Origin of the sequence: Kitasatospora sp. NPDC098663, assembly GCF_044760075.1 — a bacterium.
Lineage (GTDB): Bacteria > Actinomycetota > Actinomycetes > Streptomycetales > Streptomycetaceae > Kitasatospora.
Genome location: NZ_JBIWAP010000043.1, coordinates 1 through 22,334 on the forward strand (window position 1 = coordinate 1; position 22,334 = coordinate 22,334).

Sequence of the window (22,334 nt, forward strand, 5' to 3'; positions counted from 1 at the left end):
CTCGACCTGCTGGACCAGCTGTCCAGCCGGGTCGTAGCTGAACTTCCGCGCGTGCGCGGCAATGTCGGCACTGCTCGCCACCTTGTCGGTGGCGCTGAGGACGTTCCCCTCCAGGTCGTAGGTGGCGTACTGGCTGGCCACGGTGGCACCCGAGGTGTCCAGGTCGGTCGTGTTCAGTGTCCGCCCGAGCCGGTCGTAGCCGGTGGTGGTCGCAGTGCCGTCGGCCCTGGTCACCCGGCTGGTCCGTCCGAGCCCGTCGTAGGCGGAACGGACGGTGACACCGGCCGGGTCGGTGGCGCTGAGCACCTGGCCGACGGCGTTGTACGCCGCCTTGCTGGTGGCGCCACCCGGCAGCGTGGAGGTGAGCTGATTGCCAGCGTCGTCCCAGGTGAACGTACTGGTGTAGGCGGCTGCGGCCGGGTAGCGCTCCAACTCGGTGCTGGTGATGCGCCGGCCGAGGTCGTCGTAGGTGGCCTGGCCGACCGCGCCCGTGGGGCTGGTGGTGGCGAGCAGTTCGCCGTCGAGGTCGTAGGAGTTGGTGACGGTCGGGGCGGTGGCCCCGCCACTAGGTGGGAGGGTGGTCTGCACCACGTTGCCGAACTGGTCATACCGGTTGGTACGGGTCAGCTTGAGGCCGCCCGGGTCGACGACGCTCGTGACGGGCCGGCCGAGCGCGTCGTACTCGATTGTCGAGGCCGGGGTGATCGTGGTGCCGGACTGCGGGTCGGTGTAGGCGGCGCCGGCCACGGCGACCCGGTTGCCGTCGAGGTCGTAGGTGTACGTGACGGTGTTGCCCAGTGCGTCGACCTGGGAGGTCGGTTGGCCGAAGGTGTCGTAGCCCGTTCGGCCGATCGGCCGAACCTGCTGCGGCTTGCTGCCGCGGCTGGTCGGATCGTAGGCCTCGGCACTGATCAGCGGGCCGGTGGTGACGGTGGGCCGGCCGGCCTCGTCGTAGCCGGTGCTGCCGGTGTACGGGGCGGGGTCGGCCCCGACCGCGTTGCCGTTCGGGCTGACGGTACTGGTGCGCAGGCCGCGGCTGTTGTAGCCGTACGCGAGCACGGAATCGGCGGGCTGGTTGCGGGCGGTCTGCTTGAGTACGTTCCCGGTGGCGTCGTAGGCGTAGTCGGTCTCGGCGGAGACCGACGCGTCGGCGCCGCCGGTGCTGACCACGGTGGTCGGGCGGTCGGCCACGTCGTAGGTGTACGTGGTGGTGCGGTTGAGGCCGCCGGGGTCGACGCTCGTGCTGACGACCCGGCCCGCCGCGTCGTAGGCGGTGGCGGTGGTGGTCTTGCCTCCGCCGGTCACCTGTTGGGTGAGGTGACCGGCGTCGTCGTAGGTGTTCTGTTGGAGCACCACGTTGCGCATCGTGCCGTCGGTGTTGTGGTAGCCGTCCAGGTCAATCTCGGCGATGGTGTTGTCGTCGTTGTAGTAGGTGTGGGTGGTGCGCCCCATGGCGTCGGTGTCGGTGGCGGGACGGCCGGCTGGGTCGTAGGCGCGCGAGCCGATGACCTGCCAGCGCGGTGCGGTCGGGGTTGCGCTGCTGCCGGTGTAGTTGCTCACGGCAGTCTGCTGCAGCTGACCCATTGGCGAATGGCTGTAGCTGTAGGCGGTGCCAGCCGCGTCGGTACGGGTGGCGACGTTGCCGTAGCGGTCGTAGGTGTACGAGGTGACGTGACCGCCGGGATCCTTGACCTGCTTCACCCGGCTGGTGTCGGGCTCGTACGTCCAGGTGGTGGTGCGCGACGGGTCGCCACCGGTGGTGTCGGCGAGGGTCTGACTGACCTGGTTGCTGTCCAGGTCGTAGGCGGTGGTGGTCTTTCGGGTGTGCTTGGTGCCGGTGACGGCGTCGGTGGTGTACGGGTCGGTGCGGGTGACCTGGTTGCCCTGGCCGTCCCAGCTGTAGCTGGTCTCCAGCACCCGGGGTGCGGAGGTGGTGCCGCCCGGGCAGTCGTCACAGCTGTACGACTGGATGATGGTGCGACCAAGGTTGTCGTAGCCGTAGGTGACCTTGGGTCGCAGTGGCGAGACGACGGCTGCGACGTCGCCGTTGCTCCGATAGGTGTACGTGGTCTGCTGGTCGGAGGGGACCGTGCCCGGGTCCGGGTAGGCCGCCGCGTCGAGCAGCCCGGTTCGCGTCTGCACCAACCCGACCGGAACCGCTCCGCCACCCTGGGCTTGGGTGCCTGCGTCGGTGCGCACGGTGTAGCTGACCCGGCCCTTGGGGAAGTCGGGCGTGGCCGGGACGGTGGTGGAGGTCAGCTGACCGTTGGCGTCGTAGGCGTACCGCGTGGTGTACGTGGTGTCACCGGGGCCCGAGGATCGGCCGTCGCTGGAGGTCAGGATCTTGTCGTTGGCCGGGTTGAACGGGTTCCCGGTGTCCAGGTAGTACGTGGCGTAGCTGGTCTGGCAGCTCCCGGCGCCGCGGCAGGTGGTCCGGGAGACGGTATTGCCGCGGGCGTCGTGCCCAGTGGTGATGGTGTGTCCGTTCGGGTCGGTGACGGCGTAGAGGTACCCGGCGGTGTCGTAGCTGTAGCGGGTGGTGTTGCCGTAACCGTCGCTGCGGGAGAGCAGCTGGGAGGAGCGGGTGTCGTACTGGTAGGTCAGGTTGTAGCCGGTCGGGTCCGTGACGACGGCGGTGGTGACCGGGGTGGCGGTACCACCGTCGCCCATGGCCTTGTAGTGGGCGGTGACGGTGTCCGCGTCGAGTCGGCTCGTGTAATAGGAGGCTTCCGAGATGCTGCCGTTGAAGTGATCGGCTCCACCGCCGGGCCAGCCCCAGCCGGTGGTGGTGCCGGCACCGAGGTAGACGTACGGCGTGCCGTTGAAGGTGATCTTGCGCCCGGTTGTGTCGGAGGCACTGGCACGACCGTCGATGTAGATGGTCTGGCCGCTGTCGTCGGCAGCGAGGACCACCTGGTGCCATGTGCCGTCGTTGACCGTTCGGTCGGAGGTCATCACGGCGCCCGAGCCCATCCAGAACTCTCCGTGGATGCGGCCGTCCGAACCGACGTACAGCGCCGGGTTCCAGGTGTTCCCGAGCGGGGACCCAACAGGGAAGTCCTGGTAGCTGTACAGCGGGCCGCCGCTGGTGGTCTTGAACCAGAGCTCGACACTGGCCGGTCCACGTGTGGGGGCGGCGTCGGGCGGGAGCTGGATCTGCGAGGTGGTGCCGTTGAACACGGCCGACCTCTGGTTGAGGTCGCTGGAGGGGCCGTTGCCGTTCAGCAGGACGTCGGTCAGGTTGCCGGTGTTGACATCGGGGCGGGCGGCGCCGAGCTGGCTCGCGGCGTAGCCGGAGCCGGACGGATCGTTGAGGCGCCAGTAGCCGATGGCACCGTCCTGGACCATCTTGGCGCGGTAGGCGCCCGCCGCGTCCAGACCGCCGACCGTGGCGGCGGAGATTGCCCGGTTGTAGTGGCCCGAAACGGTGTCCTTGGTGAGCCGGTACTGGAAGATCGAGAAGTCGGCGATGGCTCCGTTGAAGTAACTTGCCTGGCCCGTCGGAGGGTTTGGCCAGCCGCCGGTCCAACCCGCGCCGAGGTAGGCGTACGCCGAGCCGTTGTAGGTGATGGGCAGCGCGGTGCTGTTGGTCGCGGTGGGGGCGCCGTCCAGATAGAGGGTCTGACCGGAGCCGTCACCGGTCAGGGCGACGTGGTGCCAGGCGCCGTCGGTGACGGTGGAGGCCGAGACCAGGGCGTTGTCGGCCGAGCCGGTCCACAGCGCGCCGTAGAGCTTCTTGTCCGAGCCGATGTAGAGCGCCGGGTTCCAGTGGTCGGTCGGGCCGTTCGGCTTTCCGTCGATCGGGAAGGACTGGTAGCTGTACAGCGCTCCGGGGGTCGTGGTCTTGAACCAGAGTTCGACGGTGGCCGCCCCCCAGTGCTTGGGGGCGGTGTTGAGAGGCAGTTGGACGTATGCGTTGGTGCCGTTGAAGCCGGTGGCTGTGGAGGTGCCGGAGGCCCAGGGGCCGGGCTGGCAGCAGGTGGTGTTGTGGTAGCTGCCGCGGTTCTGGGCGAGCGCGGCCGAGGAGATCAGCTCGGTGGCCTGGTTTCCGGTGGTGTCGTCCATGCGCCAGTAGCCGGTGGGGTGGGCGTCGACGACGGCCGCGTCGTACTGGATTGCGCCATTGGTGGTGGCCAGCTGGTAGAGGTTGGCGACCGTTGCGCTGTCCATGCTGTGGGGGAACGCGGCAACGTTCGAGATCTGGCCCTTGAAGTGGCCGGAGTCGTCGCCCGGGGCGGCGGGCCAGCCGAGAGAGACGGCGCCGGCGCCGACGAAGACGTGCTCGACACCGTTGGGGGTGATGGTGCCGTCCAGCGGTCCGGCGCTCTGTGCGCCGTCCACGTAGAGCCGTTGGGAGGTGGGGCTGTCGGCGGAGAGTACGGCGAAGTGCCACTTGTCGTCGTTCACGGTGGCGGCGCTGGCCATGGTGCGAGAGGCGTCGCCGGTCCACAGCTGTGCGTGGACCTTCCCGTCGGTGCCGACGTACAGGGCCGGGTTCCAGTGCAGGCCCCATTGGGAGTGGGGGGCGTTGACGGGGAAGGACTGGTAGCTGAGCAGGACGCCGGCGCTGCGGGTCTTGAACCACACCCCGAGTGCGCCTGGGCCGGACTGGGGTGCGTAGGAGGCCGGCAGCTCGGTCCAGGAAGTGTTGCCGTTGAAGGAGGCCGATCCGGTGGAGCCTGTCATCGGCCCTGCGGCACCCAGCGCGACGTCGGAGTAGGTGCCGTTGTTGGGGGTCGGCCGCGGTGTGTAGATCTGGTTCGCGGCCTGCACGCCGGCGCCGTCGGACAGCCGCCAGTAGTCGGTCGGCCGGGAGCCCATGACCGTGCCCCGGTACTTCTGGGAGGAACCGGTCACGGTGGGGGCGTCGAGCTTCCAGGTGCCGCCGTTCTCGTCGGTGACCTGGGAGGCGCGGTCCTTGGCGGTGTCGTAGGTGACCGCGAGCCGGGTCTTGCCGGAGGGGAGCTTCAGCCCGGACAGCTCGGCCGAGGGCTGGCTGCCGGCCTGCCACAGGGCCTGGACGGTCGGGGCGCCGAGGGTCCGGTTGTAGAACGCCACATCGCTGATGCTGCCGGTAAAGTAGCTGGCCCGGCCGGTGAAGTCGTCGAAGGGGCTGTCCTGCCACCAGGCGCTGGTGAAGCCGCCGCCGATGGCCCCTGCGCGCTGTCCCGGTGCGAGGACCGGGCCTGCCAGCGTGCCCTGGGCCTGGCCGTCGAGGTACAGCGTCTGGGAGACGCCGGAGGCCGACAGCATCGCGAAGTGCCACTGGCCGTCGTTGACCACCTTGGACGACTGCATGGGGATGGAGGAGCCGGCCCAGAACTTGCCGTGGAGCCTTCCGGACGTGCCGACGTAGAGCGCTGGGGTGTAGTCGCCTGCCGTGGTGCCGCTGCCGGGGAAGTTCTCCGTCTGGTAGCTGAACAGCACACCCGAGCCAGTGGTCTTGAACCAGAGCCCGACCGAGGTATAGGAGGACGTGGACAGTTCGGTCTGGGGCAGCGTCACATAGCCGGTGCTTCCGTCGAACGTCGCCGCCGTCGCGGACGCGGCTGGCCCGGGGGTACCCAGGGTCACGCCGCTGGAGGAATAGGTCGCGTTGTCGTTGCCCTGGTTCTCGATCACCTCGCTGGCCGCGGTGCTCCCGGAGGGTTCGCCGAGGCGCCAGTACGAGACGGGGGCGGAGTCGAGGACGGCCGAGCGCAAGTGCGAGCCCGGGGTGTACGAGTACGCGGTGCAGGACCGGGCGGTGTTCCCCCCGGTCGCCGGCGCGCAGACCTGGTCCAGCTCGTCGGGGTTGTTGGTGTTGTAGGTGTACGTCCAGGCCTGGGCGGTGTTCCAGTCCGTTCCGGTGGCCGGGTCGGTGTACACCTTCGCGACGTGCCGGTTGCCGGTCGTCCACTCGAAGTGCAGCACCCGGCCCGAGGAGGTGTCCTTCACCGCCGCCAGGACACCGTTGCCGTAGCTCAGTTCCTGGGTTCGGCCGAGCGCGTCCCGCACCAGGGACAGCGCGTATCCGTCGCCCGAAGCGGCATGGAACTCGTAGCGGGTGCCGTCTTTGGCCATCAGATCGAAGCCGGCGGCGGCCTTGCTGAGGGACTGGAACTCACCCGGTGGCGGCGTGTACAGGGCGCCCTTGTTCGGATCGGCCCCGAAGCGGGCGGCCCGGCCGCTGGCGGTGGTGAGGACGACCGAGTCGGTTCCGTCGTTGTCGGGTTGGACCCGCATGTCGAAGTTGGAGGTCCAGCCGCTGCCGAACAGCGTCGAGGTGCGCGGGTCCAGGGAGTTGTACGAGCGGCTGACGGTCAGAGCCGGTCCGATGCTCTTGACGTCCGCGTCGGTCGCCGACGTGGTGTAGTTGCCGACCTTTGCGTCGAAGGGGCGTCCGGCTCCGTCGCCGACGGCACCACCCAGGTGGGAGGTGATGACCGGCTGCTGGACCTGGGTGGAGAAGGAGACCATGCCGGACTGCGGGCTCGCGCCGATGTGGTCGCCGACCATGACGTTCCACAGGTAGCTGGTGCTCCAGGCGAGCTTGCCTGGCGGCACGGCCCACGAGGCGCTGGGCTGCCAACCCGACTCGGCGACGAGCTGCGGATCGCCCGAGGCAGGGTTGGTGTAGACCTTGAAGTAGTAGTCCAGTCCCGTGCCGGGATAGTTGTCCGGGTCGTGGCCGGTGGCGTAGAGCTGCGGCGTGAGGCTGCCGACCACCGTGTCGTTGAGCGGCGCCAGCATGTCCAGCTGGGGCGAGGTGTTGACCCCGGACACGGTCGTGCAGTTGCCGAAGGGTATCGAGTAGGAGTCGTGCAAGGACGTGGTCCCGCCGACGTATCCGTCCCAGCAGAGGTAGTAGGAGCGTCCGAGCGGCAGCGGTGGGATCACCCCGTTGACGGTCACGGATTCATAGGTCTTGACCAGCCCGGAGACTCCGGTGGGCGGAGCGTTGAACCACTGCTCGTTCCAGTTCGAGTCGAAGAAGCGGGCCTTGACCTGCATGCTCTGCCAGTTCCACCAGTTGGCCGCCATGTTCGTCAGGGTGACCTGCTGGTAGCCGGGAGTGTCGTAGGTCGGCGGCATGTAGCTGCCGGCCGGCGCGTAGGTAGCGGCCCAGTCGCTGTAGACGATCGACAGGTACGGCGGGTAGGCACTGTTGGCGCTGGAGAACTTCTTCCAGTCGTACGAGTTCGTGGTGCTGGCCGTCAGCGCGAGGCCGTAGTTGGCACCGCCGCGGGCCCAGCTCTCGACCAACTGGACGCCAGCGTCGTTGTGGTTCCTGCCCAGGTCGATGGGCTCCCACTTCGCACCGCCGCAGGAGTCGCCTGCGGAGAAGCTGGCAGCGCCGAGTTGCTGACCGATCGACACACCGGGATAGCTGTTGATCGTCGCCGCGTCCCACCCGCTCGTGATCTGGTTCACGTACACCGGATGCGGCGAGCATTCATAGGAGTGCGTGTTGTTCAGATTGAGGGTGACGGCGTGCAGGTAGTCGTTCGACAACGCATTGGCCACGCCCGGGAAGTAGAGGTAGCTGTTCACCTTCGAGGCACCGCCGTCAGAGGTACCGATCCGCAGCAGCGGGTCGGTCGAGAAGTTCGCCTTCTGATCGGAACGGACGAAGGTCGACTGGCCGACGCCGATGCTCACGGTCGAGGGGTCCACGGTGACCGGGAAAACGCGCTTGGGGTCGTGCAGCCAGGCCGCGTCCAGGTCCATCTGCAGGGCGGGCACGCCGTTCTGGTCGATCAGACGGTAGCTGACACCGTCGCTGACCACACCGTCGCCGGATGCCGGGTCGACCTTCGAATCCATCATGAAGCCGCGCGGAATCGTCAGCCGAACCACGCCGGACGCGTCCTTGAACTGCACCTCGCCGGTCGGCCCGATCCCCGGGGTCAACCCGGTGACGTGCAGTGGGAAGACCCAGCTGGTCTGGGCGGTCGCGTCGTGCAGAAGCAGGGATTCCTTGATGCCCTGGGCGAGGCCGTTGTAGACGACGTCACTCGCAGGGCGCGCGAGCGGGTAGGTCAGGGTGTCGCCTTGGACGACGCCGCGCACCGGGGCCACGTCCGCCAGGCCGTAGGAGACCACGTGCTCCGCGTCCAGGGACCAGCTCACGAGCGACGGGTCGTCGGACTTGACTGCGAAACTGGCCTGCTGGCTGTTGGCCTGCTCGGCCCAACGGCCGGCGCGGTCGAGCGTGAAGTTGGTGTTGATGTCGTCCCAGCTGCCGTCGGCCTTCTGGTAGTGCACGGGGCGGGGGTAGACACGCAGGGTCTTGGTACCGTCCAGGTTCTGGTACATCGAGGTGCTGTCGGTCCGGGCAACGGTGACCTCGGCCCCCTCCGTTGGAACGCCCGGGGAGCCGGCACCGGTGGCGGCGTCGTTGTGGGCCTGAAGGTCATTCTCCGAGGGCGATGCCGACCTGGCGGTGGGGTGCTTCGCCCCCTTTCCGTCCTTGGTGTCGTCCTGTGGCGAGGCGGCAGCCTTCGGCTGCACCGTACCGCCGGACTGAGGACTGCCGGATCCGGCGTCGCCGGGGTGGTGTTCCAAGGACGGCGGCGGGGTGACGGCCTCACCCTTCACCGGGATCCGGGGCCGCCCGTCGCCCGAGGGATGCGGGGTGGTGTCACCCGGCATCGCCTTGGCCTCGGGCAATTCACCCGGGCCCGGTTGGTGCGCGGACTTCCCGGGGGCGCTTTCGTCCTTCTTGGTCTGTGACGACGGAACCGTGTGGCTTCCCTGACTCGGGTCGCCGCTGACCTGTTGCGGAGTGCTCGGTGTGACGGTCGGGGTCGGGGCGTTGGCAGCAGTGAACGCGCTCGCCTCCTGGGTGCCGACCGTCAGCAGGACGAGCAGAGAGGTGATGAATGCAAGCAAGCGACGCACGACCAGTCCCCCACAGACACAGACGAAGCGGCCGGCCCTCCCCTGGTGCCGGTCCGCGTCTTTCCTATCTGGTGTCAGCCCTCTTGGCACAGAGCGAAATTGGCAGGATCATGACCGTTACGTGCCATGCTTTCCCATAATTTCCAGACATGGACTTAAGAATTTTTTCATTTTCTTTACCAAGCGAAAGAAACTCCTGGGCGAGACTTGACCAACCCGCTGGGCGCCGCCGCACGTCGCGGCCCAACGCCAGGAGTAGCCCGCCATGAAGTTCCCCGCCAGCCCTCACCTGCGCTGGCTGCTCGTACTCACCTCGGCAACGGCCGTAACCGCCATCACGGTCCTGCTCACTCTCGGAACGGACGACGACGGGAACAGCCACCCGGCTCCGATCGCCCCTTCCAACATCGCCGGGCGCCGCACCGCCTGCCTCACCGGCGACGCCTCCGAGGCCGCTTCACGAACCGACACCAGCGCCATCTGGACCGCCCTCCAGGAGGCCAGCCAGCAGCACCAGTTGAACATCCAGCAGTTGCTCGTCCCAGCCCCCACCGCCGACCAGGCCCTGCCCTACCTCGCCGGGCTCGCTGCCCAGCATTGCGACTTGGTCGTCGCCGTCGGCCCCGCCTTCGGACAGGCACTGAACGCCGCCGCCAAGGCCAACCCACACGCTTCATTCGTCGCGGTGACCGCCGAGGGACTGCCTGCACCCGACGGGGTCGATGCGGTCACGGGCAGCGATACCGACAAAGCCGCCGAAATCCGCCGCCGGGCGCTTGCCGTGCCCGCCCCTGGTCACTGATCCCGGGCAGCCGTCTGCGAGCCAGGGAGGGTTGCTGCGTTTCTGCGGCACGACCGGGCGGGGCGAGTGGGCGGGGCGGGGTGGGGCGGCGGTCAGCCGTGGGCCAGGGTTCGGGGGCGGATGTCGGGCCAGGTCTGCTCGATGTGGTCGAGGCAGGCCTGGCGTCGCGCCGCGCCGAACACCGTGTTCCAGCCCTCGGGCACGGCGGCGAAGGCGGGCCACAGTGAGTGCTGGCCCTCTGCGTTGACCAGGACCAGGTAGTCGGCGTCGGGGTCGTCGAAGGGGTTCGTCACCACGTCGTCCTCTCGTGCTTGGTGAAAACCGGTGGGTTTGCCGGTGCGGTCAGCGGCCGCGCAGTTCCAGGGTGCAGCACTTGACGCTGCCGCCCGCCTTGAGGAGTTCGGTGAGGTCCACGCCGATCGGCTCGAAGCCGCGTCGGCGCAGTTCGCCGATCAGGTGGGTGGCCGACTCGGGGAGCAGGACGTGGCGGCCGTCGGAGAGCGCGTTGAGGCCGAAGACGGCGGCGTCCTCGGCGGTCGCCTGGACGGCGTCCGGGAACAGTTCGCGCAGTACCGCCCGGCTGCCGGGGGTGAAGGCCTGCGGGTAGTACATGATCTCGTCGTCGGAGAGGACGGCGAGCGCCGTGTCCAGGTGGTAGAACTCCGGGTCGACCAGGGTCAGGCTGGTCACCGGGACACCGAAGAACTCCTGGGCCTCGGCGTGCGACCTCGGGTCGGTGCGGAAGCCGGTGCCGGCCAGCAGCCGACGGCCGGCCAGCAGGTAGTCGCCCTCGCCCTCGTTGATGTGCTCGGGCCACAGCAGTTCGGACCAGCCCTGCTCGCGGAACCAGGACAGGTAGGCCGGGCCCTCGGCCGTGCGCTCGGCGTGGCGGAAGCGCGCGCCCAGGACCTTCCCGTCGACCACGGTCGCGCCGTTGGCCGCGAAGACCATGTCGGGCAGTCCGGGCAGCGGGGCGATCTCCTCGACGGTGTGGCCGAGTTCGCGGTAGAGGTCGCGCAGCCTGGTCCACTGGGCGAGCGCGAGTGCGCCGTCGACCGGCTTCTCCGGGTGCATCCAGGGGTTGATGGAGTAGCTGACGCCGAAGTGGCTGGGCCGGCACATCAGGAAACGGCGCTGGCTTGCGACGCGGGCTGTCATCGGGGTGGTTCTCCTCGGTCTGCGTGCTGCATGGTGTTCGTGTCCGGTCCGGGGCCGGTTCAGTCGATGAGCCGGCGGCGCATCCCGCGGACGGCCAGGAACCAGGCGAGGACGGCGAATGCGGCCAGGACGGCCCCGTGCAGGGCGTCGCCCGCCCCGAGCGTCCCGAAGGCGGCGTGGCGCACCAGCTGCGTGCAGTGGTAGATCGGGTTGACGGCCGCCACCCCCTGGACCCAGTCGGGCAGCCCGTCCAGCGGGAAGAACACGCCCGCGGCCATCACCAGCGGTGTGAGCACGCCGGACACCACGAGCCGCAGCCAGTCGATCGCCGGCACCAGGCAGGACACCCACATGCCGAGCAGGGCGAAGGCGAAGCCGGAGACCAGTGCCACCAGCGGCACCAGCAGCAGCTCCGGCCCCGGCGGCAGGCCGATGGCGAGGCAGACCAGCAGCGGCGCGGTGCCGTAGACGGAGGACTTGACGGCGATCCAGGACGCCTCGGCCGTGACCAGTTCCCAGACGTCGACGGGCTGGCACAGGACGGCGTCGTAGATCTTCTGGTACTTGCGGCGGTTGAAGCTCTCGAACATCCCGGCGAAGGCCGAGGCGAAGAGCACCGAGGTGACCACCATGCCGACGCCGACGAACTGCGGGTACGGGTGCCCCTGGACCGAGTCGATCAGCCGGCTGAAGCCGATGCCGAACCCGGTCATGTAGACCAGCGGCTCGATCAGCGAGCCGAAGGTGATGGCGGGCCAGTAGCGGCGGAAGAGCAGCAGTTCGCGCAGCCACACCGCCCGCATGGTCGGCCACAGGGCGGGCGGGAGGCCTGGGGCGGGACCGGTCTGGGCCTCGGTGCGGGGCATGGGCGTCGCCGTGGTCATCGGGTGTCCTCTCTGTGGGGGCGGGCAGGCGGGCGGTAGGCGAGGGGGACGAGGGGGCGAGGGAGCGGCCGGCCCGGGCTCAGCCGAACAGCTCTCCGGTCAGCGCGACGAACACGTCCTCCAGGGAGGTCGGGCGCAGCACGTCCGGCGGGCCGAGGCGCTCGCGCAGTTGCGCGGAGATCGTCTCGGCGCGCAGCACGGAGACCGCCGGCCCGGTCCGCCGGCTGGGCAGTCCGGCCCGGGCGGCCTCGGCCTCGACGAGTTCGCGCCGGGCGGCGTCGCCCCGGTACTCGGCGGCCTGCACGCCCGCGTGGGCGCGCAGCAGTTCGGCGGGGGTGCCCCGGGCGATCACCCGGCCGCCGGTCACCACGGCCACCTCGTCGGCGAGCCGTTCCGCCTCTTCGATGTAGTGGGTCGACATGACCACCGTGGTGCCGCTCTCGCGCATCCCGTCGATGACGTCCCACAGGTCCTGCCGGATCTGCGGGTCCAGGCCGACGGTGGGCTCGTCCATGAGCAGCAGCCGCGGGTTGTTGACGATGCCCCTGGCCAGCAGGACCCGCCGGCGCATGCCGCCGGAGAGCGCGTCGGCGCGGGTGTTCGCGCGGTCGGTCAGCCGGACGGCGGCCAGCGCCTGGTCGACCGCCTCACGGTAGCGCTCGCGCGGCAGGGCCGTGAACCGGACGAACACGTCGAGATTCTGGCGCACCGTCAGTTCGGGGTCGATGTTGTCGTGCTGCGGGACGACGCCGACCAGGGAGCGGGCGCGGCGGGAGTCCTCCGGCATCCGGTGCCCGAACACCTCCACGGTGCCCGCGTCCGCGCGGGTCTGCCCGGTGAGCATCCGCATGGTGGTGGACTTGCCCGCACCGTTGGGCCCGAGCAGGCCCAGGAACATGCCGGGCGGCACTTCCAGGTCCAGGCCGCCCACCGCGGTGGTGGCACCGAACGTCTTGACCGCGCCGCTGATTCGGACGGCAGGAGTGTCCACGCGGGCGCTCCTTTCGGGGAGTCGGGGAAGGCAGGAGGGGAAGGCGGGAGAAGCGCCGGGGAAGAGCAGGGGATGTGCGGGGGAAGGCGGAGGAAGTCGGGCGCAGCCAGGGGAAGTTCGGCGTCGGGGAAGGTACAAGGGAAGTCGGGGAATGTCACCGCCCGGTGCGCCGAAATCCTCGCTCCCCGGGGGCCGGGCCCGCGCGATCATCTAACCGCAGAATCGACTTGTCAGGAACCTGCTTTCGGGGGTTCCCCTGTCCATGACCAGGTGTTAGGTTGCTCGAAGATCAATGCCGCCGGGACGCACTGTGTCGGCCCATCCGGGGGGAAATTCGGCTCCATCACCCGTAGTTCGCGACCGTAGCGTCCGCGCACGACGGGTGTAGATCACGTATTCCTCCTTCGGTCGTCACCCGCGGCACCACCGCCCCTTCACACACCTGACCGAGGAGATGTGGATGCAGTCCGACGGACCGCTCACCGCGAACGTCCGCCTGCGGGCCGCGGTAGCCGAGGACGCCGGTGTCGTCACCGAGGTCTTCCTGGCCTCCCGCACCGCGACCATGCCGTACCTGCCCCGTCTGCACAGTGACGAGGCCACCCTGAGCTGGATCACCCACGTCGTACTCCCCGACACCCGGGTGTGGCTCGCCGAGGACGCCGGGACCGGGGCCGTGCTGGGCTTCGCCTCGCTCGACGGCAACCTGCTCGACCACCTCTACCTGCGCCCCGAGGCGCGTCGCCGCGGCATCGGGACCGTACTGCTGGAGGCCGTCAAGTCGGCCAGCCCGCAGGAGCTCTCGCTGCACGTCTTCCAGAAGAACACCGAGGCGCGCGCCTTCTACGAGCGGCACGGCTTCGTCGTGGTGGACACCAACGACGGCAGCCGCAACGAGGAGAACGAGCCGGACATGACCTACCGCTGGACCGCGTGACTCCCGCCCGCACAACGCGGTAGCCGGTAGTCCCGCCGCCGAGGGACGTCGGCGGGCCCCACGGCCCCGGAGCCCACAAGGACCCCCGGGGCCCCCGGCGGCCCGCGACTCACCACGGCCTGCACTTCACCACGGCCCGCTCATCACCGCGGCCTGCACATCACCACGGCCCGCTCATCACAACGGCGGGGCGCACCGCGGCCTGAACTCACCACGGCCGCGGCCCCCGACGGCCCCGGGGCCCACGCCGCCCCGCGACTCACCGTGCCCGCAACTCACCATGGCCGGGGCCCACAACGGCCAAGAGCCACCGGAAACCACCGTCCGGCCCGCCCGACCCACCCGGCCGGCGGGGCGGTTCCACCTGGAGGGATGCCCCGTGCTGGGCGAACACAGCCTGCCCGCGGAGACACCGCTGTCGTACGCGCAGTTGGCGCTCTGGTTCAACGACCGCCTCCAAGGCGGCGACGCCTCGTACAACGTCCCGGTGGCGCTGCGGCTGACCGGCCCGGTCGACCACGAGGCGCTGCGCTCCGCCCTCGCCGACGTGGTGGAGCGGCACGCGGCCCTGCGCACCGTCTTCCCCGAGCGCGACGGCGTGCCGCGCCAGCACGTGCTGGCGATGGCCGAGTTGCCGCCGGTCCTCACCGTGGTGCCCGTCACCGAGGAGGAGCTGCCCGCCCTGATCGAGGCCGGGGCCGGGCACGTCTTCGACCTGGAGGCCGAGGCCCCGCTGCGGGTGCACCTGTTCGTGCTCGGCCCGCGGCAGCACGTGGTGCTCATGGTGCTGCACCACATCGCCGGCGACGGCTGGTCGCTGGCCCCGCTGGCCCGCGACCTGAGCACCGCCTACCTGGCCCGCAGCCAGGGCCGGGCGCCCGTCTGGTCCCCGCTGCCCGGCACGTACGCCGAGTACGCCGTGCGCCAGCACGCGAACCTCGGCGACCTGGACGACCCGCAGGGCCAGGGCGGGCGCCAGCTCGCCTACTGGCGCCAGGCGTTGGCGGGACTGCCGGACTTCCTGGAGCTGCCCACCGACCACCCCCGCCCCGCCGCGATGTCGCACCGGGGCGAGTACTTCCCGTGGGACCTCCCGGCCGAGCTGCACCGCGAGCTGCTGGCGCTGTCCCGCTCCTGCCGGGTCAGCATGTTCATGGTGCTCCAGGCGGCGCTGGCGACGGTGCTGACCCGGTCGGGGGCCGGTACGGACATCCCGATCGCCAGCCCGATCGCGGGCCGCACCGACGAGCGCTACGACGACGTGGTCGGCTACTTCGTCAACCCGCTGGTCCTGCGCCTGGACACCTCCGGTGACCCGACCTTCCGCGAGCTGCTCAAGCGGGTGCGCCGCACCGACCTCCAGGGCTTCGCCCACCAGGAGTTCCCGTTCGAGCGGCTGATCACCGCGCTCAACCCGCACCGCTCGCTGGGCTGGCACCCGCTGTTCCAGGTGATGCTGGCCTTCCAGAACACCCCCGAGGCCTCCCTCGCGCTGCCCGGCATCGAGACCGAGATCACCGAGGCGGGCCCGGGCGGAGCCAAGTTCGACCTGTCCTTCAACATGCGCGAGGTGCACGACGCCGACGGCGCCCCGGCCGGGCTCGGCTGCTTCGTCGAGTACAGCACCGACCTGTTCACCCGCGCGGGCGCCGAGGCCCTGACCGCCCGGCTCGGCCGGCTGCTCGCCGCGGCCGCCGCCGACCCGGACCAGCGGATCGGCGGGTACGACCTGCTCGGCGCCGAGGAGCGGCTCGACCTGTTCGAGCGCGCCCACGGGCCCGCCCTGCCCTTCCCCGCGGTGCCGCACCACGACGCACCCGCGGTGCCGCACGACGGTGCCGCCACGACGACGCACGACGGCGCCCTCACCGCGACCCGCCACGACGCCCCCGCCGTGACGTACCACGGCGCCTTCGAGGAGCGCGCCGCCCTGGAGGGCGAGGTCACGGCCCTCGTCGCCGAGGACGGCCGGTTCACCTTCGCCGAGGTCAACGAGCGCGCCAACCGGCTCGCCCGGGAGCTCGTGCGGCGCGGCGCCGGCCCCGAGCGCTACGTCGTCCTGGCGCTGCCGCGCACCACCGACCTGCTGATCGCGCTGCTCGCCGTCCTCAAGTCGGGCGCCGCCTACGTACCGGTCAGCCCCGCCATGCCGCGCGAGCGGCTGGCCGGCGTCCTCGCCGACGCCGCCCCGGTCTGCGTGCTCGCCACGGCCGCCGGCGCCGGCCGGCTGCCGGACGGCGCGCCCGTCCTGGTGCTGGACGAGCCCGGGGCGCGGGCCGCCGTCGCCGCCCACCCCGGCGGGAACCTGACGGACGCCGACCGCACCGGCCCCACCGGCCCGGACGACCCGGCCTACGTCATCCACACCTCCGGCTCGACCGGGGTGCCCAAGGGCGTGGTGATCCCGCACGGCGGCCTCAGCAGCCTGATGCACCACCACCGCACCCGCATGGTCCGCCCGTCCGGCGGCCCGCAGGGCCGGCGCCTCCAGCTCGGCCTGGTCGCCTCGATCACCTTCGACACCGCCTGGGAGCCGCTGTTCTGGCTGCTGGAGGGCCACCCGCTGCACCTGCTGAGCGACGAGGTCCGGCTCGACCCGCAGGCCCTGGTCGGCTACGTCCGCCGGGAGCGCCTCGACTTCCTGGACCTCACCCCGACGTACGTCCCGGCGCTCACCGCCGCCGGCCTGTTCGCCGAGGGCCACCACCGCCCGGCCGTGCTGATGCTGGGCGGCGAGGCCGTCGGGCCGGCGCTGTGGACCGAACTCTCCGCCCTGCCGGACGTCGCGGTGTTCAACTACTACGGCCCGACCGAGTGCACCGTCGACGCGCTCGCCTGCTCCCTGGCGGACAGCCGCACCCCCGTCATCGGCCGCCCGCTCGACAACACCCGGGCGTACCTGCTGGACGACCTGCTGCGCCCCGTCCCGCTCGGCGTGCCCGGCGAGCTCTACCTGTCCGGGCCGCACCTGGCCCGCGGCTACCTGCGCCGCCCCGCGCTGACCGCCGAGCGCTTCGTCGCCGACCCGTACGGCCCGCCCGGCGCCCGGATGTACCGCACCGGGGACCTCGCCCGGATGCGCCGCGACGGCCAGGTGGAGTACCTCGGCCGGGCCGACGGGCAGATCAAGATCCGCGGCTTCCGGATCGAGCCCGGCGAGATCGAGGCGGTGCTGCTGCGCCACCCCGCGATCGTGCAGGCCGCCGTTCTGGCCCGGGGCGCCGGCGCCGAGGAGCGCCACCTCGCCGCCTACCTGGTGACCGAGGACGGGAACGCCCCCGACCTCGCCGAGGTGCGCGAGCTGCTGGCCGGGCAGCTGCCCGACTACATGATCCCGGCGGCCTACGCCGTCCTGGCCCGGCTTCCGCTCAACTCCAGCGGGAAGCTGGACGGTTCCGCTCTGCCCGAGCCCGAGCTGCGGGCCGCCACCGGCCGCTCCCGGGCCCCCCGGGACGCCCGCGAGGCCGCGCTGTGCGCGCTGCTCGCCGAGGTCCTCGGCGTGGCCGAGGTCGGCCCCGACGACGACTTCTTCGCGCTCGGCGGCCACTCCCTGCTCGCCACCCGGCTGGTCAGCCGGGTGCGCACCGCCCTGGGGGCCGAACTGCCCATCCGGGCGGTCTTCGAGAGCCCGACGGCCGCCGGGCTCGCCCGCGCGGTGGACGCCGGGCGATGTCGCCCGGCGCTGACCGCCGCCGCCCGCCCCGAGCGGATCCCGCTCTCGCACGCCCAGCGCCGGCTCTGGTTCCTCCAGCAGCTGGACCCGCACAGCGACGCGTACCACATCCCGCTGGCCCTGCGCCTGACCGGCGCCCTGGACCGGGACGCCCTCGCCGCCGCGCTGCACGACTGCGCCGTACGCCACGAGGCCCTGCGCACCGTCTTCCCGCTCCCCCGCGGCGAGCACGCGGCCCCCCGCCAGCGGATCCTCGCCCCGGAGCAACTCCCGCCGCTGCTGCGGCACTCCGGCACCGCCACGGTGACCGAGGAGGGCCTGGCCGAGGCCCTGCGCACCGCCGCCGCCCAGCCCTTCGACCTCGCGTCGGAGCCGCCGCTGCGCGCCCACCTCCTCACCCTCGCCCCCGAGCGGCACGTCCTGCTGCTGACGGTCCACCACATCGCCTGCGACGGCTGGTCGATGGGCCCGCTCGCCCGCGACCTGGGCGCCGCCTACCAGGCCCGCACGGCCGGCCGGGCCCCCGAGTGGAGCGCCCTGCCCGTCCAGTACGCCGACTACACCCAGTGGCAGCTCGCGCTGCTCGGGGACGACGAGGACCCGGGCAGCACCGCCGCCCGGCAGTGGCAGTACTGGAGCGGGGCGCTGGCCGGCCTGCCCGAGGAGATCGCGCTGCCGGTGGACCGACGGCGCACCGCCGGGACCGGCCAGGAGGCCGGCCGGGTGCCGCTGCGGCTGAGCGGCGCGGACCACCGCGCCCTGGCGGAGCTCGCCCGGGCCGACGGCGCCAGCCTCTTCATGGCCGTCCAGGCCGGTCTGGCCGCGCTGCTCACCCGCCTCGGCGCGGGCACCGACCTGCCGATCGGCACCCCGATCGCCGGGCGCACCGACGAGGCCCTGGACGACCTGGTCGGCTTCTTCGTCAACACGCTGGTGCTGCGCACCGACACCGGCGGGGACCCGGGCTTCCGGGAACTGCTGCGCCGCGTCAAGGACGCCGACCTCGCCGCCTACGCCCACCAGGACCTGCCGTTCGAGCGGATCGTCGAGCTGGTCAACCCGGAGCGCTCCCCCGGCCGCCACCCGCTCTTCCAGGTCGCCCTGGTGATGGAGCAGGCGGGCGCCGCCGTGGAGATCCCCGGCCTCGACAGCGAGCTGCTCACCGCCGGCCCGGCGCCGGCCAAGTTCGACCTCACCGTCACCCTGGGCACGCCCGCCGGCCCGGACGACGAGCTGACCGGCGCCGTCGAGTACCGCGCCGACCTGTTCGACCGGGCCACGGTCGAGGCGATCGCCGGCTGCCTGACGCGGCTGCTCGGCGCGGCCGCGGCCGATCCCGAGCGGCCGATCTCCCGGCTCGAACTGTCCGCCGAGGGCGAGCGGCCGCGGCTGCTGGAGCGCTCCGCCGGCGAGCGGCGGGAACTGGCGCCGACCACGCTGGCCGCCCTGGTGTCGGCAGGGCTCGCCGCGCCGTCCGACACCCCCGCCCTGGTGTTCGAGGGCCGGGAACTCGGCCCGGCCGAGCTGGACCGCCGGATCGACGCGCTGGCCCGCCGGCTCGCCGCGGTCGGCGTCCGCCCGGGCAGCCGGGTCGCGGTGGCCGTGCCCCGCTCGGTGGAGCTCGTGGTGGCGCTGTGCGCCGTCCACCGCGCCGGCGGTGCCTACCTGCCGCTGGACCCGGACTACCCGGCCGACCGGCTCGCGTACATGCTGGCGGACGCCCGCCCGGCCGCGGTGATCGCCGCCCCGGAGCAGGCCGCCGCGCTGCGCCCCGCCGAGGGCGTACCGTGCCTGTCACCGGAGGACCTGCCGGCACCCGAGGGCGTCACGCCGACCGCCCCCGGCCCCGGCGACCCGGCCTACGTGATCTACACCTCGGGCTCGACCGGGCGGCCGAAGGGCGTGCTCGTCCCGCACCACGCCATCGCCAACCGGCTGCGCTGGGGCCAGGAGGAGTACCGGCTCGGCGCCCGGGACGGCGTGCTGCAGAAGACCTCGGCCAGCTTCGACATCTCGCTGTGGGAGTTCTTCTGGCCGCTGATCACCGGCGCCACCCTGGTGCTGGCGAAGCCCGACGGGCACCGCGACCCGGCCTACCTGGCGGAGCTGATCCAGCGCGAGGGCGTGAGCGTCGCCCAGTTCGTGCCGTCCATGCTGGACGTCTTCCTCCAGCACCCGCGGGCCGCCGAGTGCACCGGGCTGCGCCTGGTGGTGGCCAGCGGCGAGGCGCTGCCCGCGGCCACCGTGCGCCGGTTCCGGCAGGTGCTCCCGGGCGCCCGGCTGGACAACCTCTACGGGCCCACCGAGGCCGCCGTGGAGGTGACGGCCTGGGAGTGCGGCCCGGCGGACGAGCAGGCGCACCCGGTGCCGATCGGGCGGCCGGTCTGGAACTCCGGCGGCTACGTCCTGGACACCGCCCTCAACCCCGTCCCGCCGGGCGTGCCGGGCGAGCTCTACCTGACCGGCGAGCAGCTCGCGTACGGCTACCTCGGCCGCTCGGCGCTCACCGCCGAGCGCTTCGTCGCGGACCCGCACGGCGCGCCGGGCACCCGGATGTACCGCACGGGCGACCTGGCCCGCCACCGCCCCGACGGCGTGGTGGAGTACCTGGGCCGGGTGGACAGCCAGGTGAAGCTGCGCGGCCACCGGATCGAGCTCGGCGAGATCGAGACCCGGCTCGGCGAGCACCCGGCGGTGACGGCCTGCGCCGTCACCGTGCGCGAGGACCGGGCCGGCACCGCCCGGCTGGTCGCCTACGTGGTGCCGGACGGCGCCGCGCAGCCTCCCACGGCCGCCGCGCTGCGCGCCCGGCTCCGCGGCCACCTGCCCGAGTTCATGGTGCCCACCGCCTACGTGCTGCTCGGCGCGCTGCCGGTGACGGCCAACGGCAAGCTGGACCGCCGGGCGCTGCCCGAGCCGCAGACCCACGTCGAGAGCCGGGCCCGGGAGCCGCGCACGCCGGCCGAACGCACGCTGGTCGCGGTCTTCGCCGAGCTGCTGGGCGTGCCCGCGGTCGGCCCGGAGGACGACTTCTTCCTGCTCGGCGGCCACTCGCTGCTGCTGATCCGGCTGGTCGAGCGCATCCACGCGGAGTTCGGCGTCGACCTGCCCGTGAAGGCGCTGTTCGAGGCGCCGACCCCGGCCGCGCTGGCGCAGCGGCTGACCGGGCAGCCGCCCGGGCGCGCCGACGCCCCCTTCGAACCGCTGCTGGCGCTGCGGGCCGCGGGCGGCCGGGCACCGCTGTTCTGCGTCCACCCGGTGACGGGCGACGGCCTCGGCTTCATCGGCCTGCTGCGCGGGCTCGACCCGGACCAGCCGGTCTACGCCTTCCAGGGCGTCGGCCCGGTCGGCGGCGGGGAGCGGCCGGCCGACCTGGACGGCCTGGCGCGGGAGTACCTGGCGCGGATGCGCGCCGTCCAGCCGCACGGCCCCTACCGGGTGCTCGGCTGGTCCTTCGGCGGACTGGTCGCGCACCAGATCGGCGTGCTGCTGCGCGAGCAGGGCGAGCAGGTCGACCTGGTCGCGCTGCTGGACAGCCATCCGGCGCCGCCGGACGCCGGGGAGGTCACCGACACCGCCGTGCTGGCCGAGGTGCTGACGGCGACGGGCGCGCCCGCCGCCGAGGTGGCGGCCGTCCTGGCGCAGCAGTGGCGGCCCAAGCCCTCGGAGCTGCTCGACCGGCTGGCCGTGGCGCTGCACGAGGCCGCGCCGCGCGACGAGGACGAGCTGGCGGTGTTCCTCGACTCCTGCCGCTACCACGCCGGGCTGATGGCGGCGTGGACGCCGGGGGTGCTGGACGCGCCGCTGACCACCTTCACCGCGACCGGCGACCACCGGCCGCAGCAGACGGTGGCCGTCTGGTCGGCCCACGCCACCGGGCCGGTGGCCGACCACCCGCTTGCCGCCCGGCACCTGGACCTCGCCGACGCCGGGCCGATCGACGAGATCGCCCGGGTCGTCGCCGCCGTCCTGCGACGGGCCGACGAGGGCCGGCGATGACGGTCCGTCCGGAGCGTTCCGGACGGACCGCCACCCGCCGCCCGGCCCCGTCGTACGGAACCGGGCGGCCGGGGTCAGGCGCCCGGCGCCCGGCCCTCCTGGGGGCCGTCCGCGGTGTCCAGGCACGCCCGGGCCTGCGCCGCGAGCTCCGCGAGCACCTCGGCCCGCCGCTGGTGCAGGAAGAAGTGGTCGCCCGGCAGGATGCGGTGGCGGAAGCCGGCCGCCGTGGTGGCCCGCCAGCCGGTGATCCACTCCGGTCCGGCCATCAGGTCGTCGGCGCCGCCGAGCGCCAGCACCGGGCAGGGCAGCACGGTCGGCCGGATCCGGTCGTTGTACTCGCCCAGCAGGGTGACGTCCGCCCGGAGCACCGGCAGGATCATCTGCATCAGGTCGGCGAACTCCAGCACCTCGGCCGGGGTCCCGCCGAGGCCGACGATGCGCTCCAGGAGCTCGTCGTCGGTGAGTCCGTGCAGCCGGGTGACGTCCGGCGTGCCGGGGGCCCGGCCGCCGGAGACCACGAGGGACAGCGGCAACGGCCGCGCCTCGGCGGCGAGCCGGCGGGTCGTCTCGTAGGCGATCCGGGCGCCCATGCTGTGGCCGAAGAGGATGAACGGTTCGTCCGCCGGGCGGCTCGCCAGCAGGGCGAGCAGGCCGTCGACCACCTCGTCCATGACGGCCGACGGCTGCTCGGCGAGGCGGGTGCCCCGGCCCGCCAGTTCCACCGGAACGATCGTCAGGCCCGGCTGCTCGCCGGACCGGGCCCACGGCAGGTAGGCGCTCGCGGAGCCGCCGGCGTGCGGCAGGCAGTAGACGCGTACGGGCCCGGACCGCCCGTTCGGCGCGGCGTCCCGGTGCCACGGCGTCCATCGGGCCACCTCGTCGTGCTGTACGGCGGACGAACCGGTCATCGCTGCTCCTTTTTCTTCCCCAGTCAATTACGCGAAGCCTGAACAGGCCTCCCGCACGACTTTATGCGGTAATTCACGGGTTGGTCCAGCCCGCATTCC

9 protein-coding genes are annotated in these 22,334 nt (G+C 72.1%); 3 read left to right on the forward strand and 6 right to left on the reverse strand.

All coding sequences use genetic code 11. From position 1 onward, the window contains the following. Window positions 1-8,883: LamG-like jellyroll fold domain-containing protein (locus tag ACIQVZ_RS33650; protein WP_402455288.1), on the reverse strand; the 8,883-nt coding region annotated here is incomplete at its 3' end. A 265-nt stretch (window positions 8,884-9,148) separates the two neighbouring features. Here ACIQVZ_RS33650 and ACIQVZ_RS33655 point away from each other — a divergent pair. Continuing rightward, complete coding sequence (locus ACIQVZ_RS33655; protein WP_402455290.1) at window positions 9,149-9,685, forward strand: hypothetical protein; 537 nt, start codon at window positions 9,149-9,151, stop codon at window positions 9,683-9,685. Between the two features lie 92 nt (window positions 9,686-9,777). Here the strand turns inward: ACIQVZ_RS33655 and ACIQVZ_RS33660 are convergent, their stop codons facing one another. From ACIQVZ_RS33660 to ACIQVZ_RS33675, 4 genes are all read right to left on the reverse strand, one after another. Further along, window positions 9,778-9,978, reverse strand: coding sequence for an MbtH family protein (locus ACIQVZ_RS33660; RefSeq protein ID WP_402455293.1), 201 nt, complete (start codon window positions 9,976-9,978; stop codon window positions 9,778-9,780). A 49-nt stretch (window positions 9,979-10,027) separates the two neighbouring features. Beyond that, window positions 10,028-10,906 (reverse strand): dimethylargininase, encoded by an 879-nt coding sequence (ddaH, locus tag ACIQVZ_RS33665; RefSeq protein WP_402455377.1) that lies wholly within the window; start codon window positions 10,904-10,906, stop codon window positions 10,028-10,030. Further along, window positions 10,903-11,727, reverse strand: coding sequence for an ABC transporter permease (locus ACIQVZ_RS33670; protein ID WP_350878844.1), 825 nt, complete (start codon window positions 11,725-11,727; stop codon window positions 10,903-10,905). Before ACIQVZ_RS33670 ends, ddaH begins: the two co-directional genes overlap by 4 nt. 79 nt (window positions 11,728-11,806) lie before the next feature. Next, window positions 11,807-12,718: an ATP-binding cassette domain-containing protein gene (locus tag ACIQVZ_RS33675; protein WP_402455296.1), complete on the reverse strand. Its 912-nt coding sequence runs from the start codon at window positions 12,716-12,718 to the stop codon at window positions 11,807-11,809. A 460-nt stretch (window positions 12,719-13,178) separates the two neighbouring features. On the opposite strand from ACIQVZ_RS33675, the gene ACIQVZ_RS33680 reads away from it, so the two are divergent. Next, window positions 13,179-13,655: a GNAT family N-acetyltransferase gene (locus ACIQVZ_RS33680; RefSeq protein ID WP_402455299.1), complete on the forward strand. Its 477-nt coding sequence runs from the start codon at window positions 13,179-13,181 to the stop codon at window positions 13,653-13,655. Between the two features lie 379 nt (window positions 13,656-14,034). Continuing rightward, the gene (locus ACIQVZ_RS33685) at window positions 14,035-21,327 is read left to right on the forward strand and encodes an amino acid adenylation domain-containing protein (protein WP_402455302.1); all 7,293 of its coding nucleotides are present in this window, start codon (window positions 14,035-14,037) and stop codon (window positions 21,325-21,327) included. A gap of 74 nt (window positions 21,328-21,401) precedes the next feature. Here ACIQVZ_RS33685 and ACIQVZ_RS33690 read toward each other — a convergent pair whose 3' ends face one another. Then, a complete protein-coding gene (locus ACIQVZ_RS33690) occupies window positions 21,402-22,235 on the reverse strand; it encodes a thioesterase II family protein (protein WP_402455304.1) in 834 nt (277 codons plus the stop codon). Window positions 22,236-22,334: the final 99 nt, after the last annotated feature.